The 5,874-nt window shown below is 32.1% G+C and carries 6 protein-coding genes; 2 read left to right on the top strand and 4 right to left on the bottom strand.

Features of this window, described 5'->3' with window-relative positions:
• From J4418_05185 to J4418_05170, 4 genes are all read right to left on the bottom strand, one after another.
• The coding region (locus tag J4418_05185; GenBank protein ID MBS3113449.1) for a hypothetical protein at nt 1-488 on the bottom strand (488 nt) is incomplete at its 3' end.
• A gap of 123 nt (nt 489-611) precedes the next feature.
• Nucleotides 612-1,184 (bottom strand): hypothetical protein, encoded by a 573-nt coding sequence (locus J4418_05180; protein MBS3113448.1) that lies wholly within the window; start codon nt 1,182-1,184, stop codon nt 612-614.
• 407 nt (nt 1,185-1,591) lie between these two features.
• Complete coding sequence (locus tag J4418_05175; protein ID MBS3113447.1) at nt 1,592-2,077, bottom strand: HEPN domain-containing protein; 486 nt, start codon at nt 2,075-2,077, stop codon at nt 1,592-1,594.
• Nucleotides 2,052-2,606 carry a nucleotidyltransferase domain-containing protein gene (locus J4418_05170; protein ID MBS3113446.1) on the bottom strand — a complete coding sequence of 185 codons (555 nt, stop codon included), beginning with the start codon at nt 2,604-2,606 and terminating at the stop codon, nt 2,052-2,054. The genes J4418_05175 and J4418_05170 overlap by 26 nt, the downstream gene beginning before the upstream one ends.
• A 612-nt stretch (nt 2,607-3,218) precedes the next feature.
• Between J4418_05170 and J4418_05165 the strand changes: the two genes are divergently transcribed.
• Both J4418_05165 and J4418_05160 read left to right on the top strand, forming a co-directional pair.
• Nucleotides 3,219-3,662, top strand: coding sequence for a hypothetical protein (locus tag J4418_05165; GenBank protein MBS3113445.1), 444 nt, complete (start codon nt 3,219-3,221; stop codon nt 3,660-3,662).
• Between the two features lie 472 nt (nt 3,663-4,134).
• Nucleotides 4,135-5,874: ATP-binding protein (locus J4418_05160; GenBank protein ID MBS3113444.1), on the top strand; the 1,740-nt coding region annotated here is incomplete at its 3' end.

Genomic DNA, 5,874 nt, shown 5'->3' with positions numbered 1-5,874 from the left:
ACTCTATTTCCCATGTGCCTTTCTCTATACCATTCTCCGTTTTCTTCGTATAGCCTAGAATCAAATGTATAAAATCCAAGTCTGGGTTTTTTTGAAACTGGAATTGCAATATCAACTTGATCTTTGTTGCCAAGTGTTAAGAAAATTTGATCTTCTATACCATCTATTTCTTGATTTGTATTAAGAATTTTACCCCTATTATCTGTAACATATACTTTTTGACTTTTTCCTCTTATATAAGATAATAATATTTGTTCATATTGTATAGGATTTTCACCTAAATTTATTACTTCTGGCGCATTTTCTTTTACCCAGGCGTAATCAGGAATATAAACTAGTAAATCCATTGGTGTTTTTAAGTTATTTTCGGCGGTTTTGTACCTTTGCGTTCTATTGTCTGATAAATATCTGTAAATTGAATACTTACTAGTTGTTACGCTTTCAATCTCTTTTCTCCAATATAGGTTGATTTTATCAATAAGTGTCATTTATTGTCCCTCTGCAGTAGTTACATTAGCTACAAGGAGTAGGATAAAATACTACTATATAAGAGTTACTAAATATATATTGAAGAAACTAGGTCGTTATCAACAAATTAATCATTTTAACAGTTATTTGAAAATTCTTGAAAATTCTTTGACAGAACTGGCAAATGCATAACGTACAGATACATACTTGTTTTCAAGCATAACAAACATTTTAGTGTATGAATCTTCTTTAAGAGGTTTGTATTTGACATTTTTAATTTTGGCCAGAATTTGCGCTTCTTGATCAGTTATAGGATAAAAAAGTTTAATGAATGGTTTATTTATGCCTAGAAATGTAGGTTTTTTCTTTTCAATAAAGTTTTTAATGAAATGGTGAGATTCATGGTCCATTGTCCAGGGGATAACTATCTTGGCCTTTAGTTTTTTTGCTTTAATTTTAATAGCGGAGTTTTTATGATATTCATCTGCCTCTGGAATAATGTTTATTTTAACAGGCAGGTCTTTTAAAATATCTTTGAGAATTGAATGGCATAATTCGCCTACAACCAGCAAAGAATCGTTTTTTTTTATTGAAGAATGCAATCTAAGGTATTTACTGATTCTGCGCTCTACAAGCCTTGTAAAGCAGGAATTGCATAGTTGATTGTCCAAATATTTTATTTGCGCTGCATGTTTACACTTTTGACAGCTGTCCATATTTTTTAAAAGATAGCTTGTAATATATATTTGTTTTGTTTTGGTGTAATACTTTAGTAAAATGAAGCTTTAACACAAAAGTTAATGTTTCAAACAATTAAAGTTATCAAAATGCAAAATATCAAGCACACTTGCTTATTACGAAAAGCATTCAAATGTACAATCATTTAATGCTTTGAGTATAGTGTATTTATAAGCAAGCAACCTCTGGTTGCATTAAAGTACATACAAGCACACAAACCGTGTTAACTTTGGCTTGTCGCTTCAGAAAGCTAAAGTATTACGTTTTGGTATGTGCATAGCTACTGCTAATCTGTGAAATTAACTGCAATCGGATCAGCATAAATCAGGTTTATATTATAATCTTGAATACACAATCAAACTGACAAAAGAAAGGCATATATATTTTAAATTGCCTCGAATTTTTTTCTTAGATTGTTTATTTCTTGGATTGTAAGATTTCCAGAATAAGCCCTTAATCCGGCATTGAATCTTTGCGCAATTTTTAACCTTTCGCTACATTTTTCCTTATTTATTGGCTCTGTATCGGTTATTGTAATATAATACTGATTATCTATCCGGTCTTTTTTAAATTCTGAAAATATTAAATATTGATTCTTTAAATTGAATAATTGCTTTATCAAAAGCACTGCTCCTGAATGATTTTCACATTTGATTCCGCATTTAAAAAACAATGATTGGACAGTATTATAAATCGAATAATAAGCTTCTGAAACTGCGTTCTCATATATTCCGGCATTATATGCCAGTTTTGCAACTTGAATACATTTATCGCTTTTTATCAAATAGGATTTTGAAATTTCTTCAGAGAATTCTATAAGTTCTAATTTATCTTCTTGTTTTAGTTTACTCAAAAAATCCGTTTTTTTCATAATACTCTTCTCCCCCTTTAATTATTGCATGATTTTTTATTATTTCTTTGATTAATAAATCATTTGCATTAAATTTTCCAACCTTCACACTTATTAAATCAGAGGTCTTTTGGATCTTTTCTCTGACTTTTTGATTATTTGTATCAATATAAATGTCAATGTCGCTGTCTTTTTTTGGATTTCCTTTTGCATAGCTTCCAAAAAGAATAATTAAACTGCAATTGCTTTTTTTAATAATGTCTTGAAAAATAGGTTCAAGCTCAGGATATTTTAGAAATATTTTTATGAGTTTATAATTTTCAGCGTTTAATATGAAGAATTTTGACATTAAGTTTTTTTTGATAAAATAAACATGATTTTTTCCAGTAACCTTGTAGTCTAAAACATTAATTTTTCTTAATTCTTCAAGTATGGACTGTACTCTTGTCAAGGAGGTCTTTAATTCCTTTGCTAATTCTCTTTGATGCATTTCTTTTTTCAAAAGTAACAATAATGCTTCGTAAAGATAATTGACTTTTATTTGTATCATATGAACTTTTAATAGGTCAGTTGTATTTAAAACTTTTGATTTCATGTATTTGCATAGATACTGCAATCGGATCAGCATAAATCCGGTTTATATCATAATCTTGAATACACAATCAAACTGACAAAAGCTGTGTATATGCGTTTGTGTATATGCTATGATTAAAATTTGATTTTTCCAACAGTGTATAACTGGTGGTTTTATACTCAAAGCATTAAATCATGCATTTGAATGCTTTTCGTAATAAGCAAGCGTGCTTAATACCTAGCGTTTTTGATAACTTTAATTGTTCAAATATTTAGCACACTTGCTATAGTGGAAAAATAAGGGCCTAAATCGCTCGAGTACAGCAGGCGAGTATACCGCCAGTCTTTGACTGGTGTTGGGCAATTTTGATTGACTAATGATTGACTAATATCAATATTTTAAATCTATTGCCTTAAAATTATTAACTTTCCAGCCCTCTCCGCTACTAATTTAGTAACCTTTATATACTAGTTATACTATTAGAAGGTATATTTAATGTTGAAATTCCTAATTTTCCGAGGTTTTCCATTGATTTGAAGTATCAATTTAGATAATTTCGCATAAAAATGGTTTTATGCAGGTATAAAAATGATAAACAAAAACAGAACATTTGGCTCTGGAAGAGATGACCCTGATTATAATAAGCAAGTTGACCCTAGTCCTGAATTTGATGCTGAAAGGATGTTATCCGGGTTGGAAGATATCAAAGTTACATCGTTAAGGGAGGCGATTGATGATATCAAGGCGATGGTGACTGAAAGGGAAGAGTTAAGCGCAGATCTGTTTAATGATCTAGAAAAAATGAAGACAGATATGTCTAATTTAATCTTTCAGATGAATCCTGAAACTGATAAACTTGAAATTCTTAACTTGAAAAAGAGAATGTTTGATTTTGATGAACTTAAAACACAGGAAAAATTGAATAATTTTCGTGATATTGCATTGCTTAAACGCGAGCTAAGAGAACGCGAGAAAGAGTATCGTGAAAGGGAATCCAGAGCAGACGTGCTTGATGAGTTATTAAATAAATAAATAAATGAAGAATATGTTATAACAAAAAATGTAATACTTTAGTAAAATAAAGCTTTAACACAAAAGTTAACGTCATTCCGTGCAGTGTTAGTATATTTATCAGCAAGCAACCTCTGGTTGCATTAAAGTACATATTAGCACACAAACCGACGTTAACTTTAGCTTGTCGCTTCAGAAAGCTAAAGTATTACCCAAAAATAACTTTGCCACAGGCTTTATATTTTATTTATAGCGAGAATCAAAACATGGCTTTTGTTTGAAGTTAAATGTGTAAAATCAGCATTGGCCGGTAAAGTTATTATGAAGAAAAAAGCAGAAAACTTCTCATTTTAGGGATGAGATGAATGCACTGCTTTTTTCTGCATCCTAAAAATCGAACTTAAGAGAAAGCCAAATCTCAAACTTCGACATTTGCGTTGTAGGTGTTTAGCTTTTATTCGATTTTAAGGATATTTTATTGATGGAGTTAAAAATGCCGCAAGATAAAGTAAGCGTTGAAGAAATATGCAGAAGGTTGAAACCAATCTTTGGGACTAAGATTGATTCCATTTATTTAAAATACCGGCTTGCAGACAGCATGGATTCTAAGCTTGAGATTGAGAGAGGATTAAATGCCCTTTATCATAAGCATCTTGAATCATTATTGTCAGACAGGGTTTTGCTTGAACCCCCTCCAAAAGATTCCATGCAAGGAGAGTATCCGCTTGGTAAAGTAAGTTATGCTGACAAGGATTTATTTACTTTTTCGTTGAGAGAAAAAGATTGGCCGCGTCATATGTGTGTTACAGGTATGTCTGGTTCTGGAAAAACGATGTTTGCTTTTCAGATATTGGGTAATTTTATTCTTAAGGAGAAACCATTCCTGGTATTTGACTGGAAAAAATCTTTTCGTCCGTTGATGTTAGTTGATGATTCTATCCTGACGTTTACTGTTGGCAATAATAAAGTTTCAAACTTATTTAAAGTAAATATTAATGAACCTCCAAAAGACGTTGATCCTAAGGAATGGATTAATACTTTATCAGATCTGATTACTGAATCATTTATGGCAAGTTATGGCGTTCACAAAATAATATCTGAAGTTTTAGATAAAGCGTTCAGAGAGTTTGGCGTGTATAAAGGCTCAGGAAATTATCCTAACTGGAACCAAATTAAGGACAGGCTGGATGAGCTGTCCAATTCAAAGGGAGGTTCTTCACGAGAAACTGAATGGGTCGCAAGCGCCGCAAGGATTGCGCATGTCCTGACATTTGGGGCGTTTGGTCAGGCAGTTAATTATAAAGACAAAGACTTGATAACTATACCAGAACTTCTTGATAAAAATGTGTTGTTTGAGCTTGATACCCTGAATAATGCAGAAAAAAAGTTTTTTTCATCTTATTTGCTTACTTATATTTACAAATGGAAAAAGGCAATAGCTGCTTCAAATGAAGGTTTTTCGCATGCAATTCTTGTTGATGAAGCGCATAATATTTTTCTCAAACAAAAAACCAGTTTTGTATCTGAAAGCATAACTGAAATGATGTTTCGCGAGATTAGGGAATATGGGATTTCATTAATTTGTTTAGATCAGCACGTTTCTAAACTTTCTGACGTTGTATCCGGCAATGCTGCATGCAACATAGCTTTTCAGCAGGTGCTGCCTCCGGATGTTGAGACCATATCAGCTTTAATGCAGCTGCGCGAACATAAAAACTTTTTTTCAATGTTGCCAGTTGGCCATGCTATTGTTAAGTTGGCTGAACGTTATTACCGTCCGTTTCTTATACATGTGCCGATTGCAGAGATTAAAGGGCAAAATGTGTCTGATCAATATGTAATTGACAGAATGCAGCAGATTATTGGGAACATGCGCAAGTATAAACTTTTTAACCTTAAAGCTGACAAAGAAAAACAGAGGGCTGATGAACTGGAAAAACAGCTGCATCACAATAGAGTTTCAACTGAAGAAGGGGATGCTGAAAAAATTATTCAGGCAAAACCAAAGCCCCTGGTGAACCACTTACAAGTTGATTTAGTCACTTATATTGAACAATTATTTAAAGAGGGTATGGATAAAGACGAGGTTAAAGATTATCTGAAACGCATGGGGTATAATGCAACTGACATTATCAATGCGTTTAGGCATATTGAAGTTGAAGGAGTTGAACTGCATAGTGAAGAAAATATGTTTTTGACGCTTGTGAAACAGTACCCTAATATTGTGACTACT

This window comes from Candidatus Woesearchaeota archaeon, assembly GCA_018303425.1.
Lineage (GTDB): Archaea > Nanobdellota > Nanobdellia > Woesearchaeales > JAGVYF01 > JAGVYF01.
The sequence above is the reverse complement of the archived record's forward strand: the minus strand, read 5'-3'. Positions and strand labels throughout refer to the sequence as shown.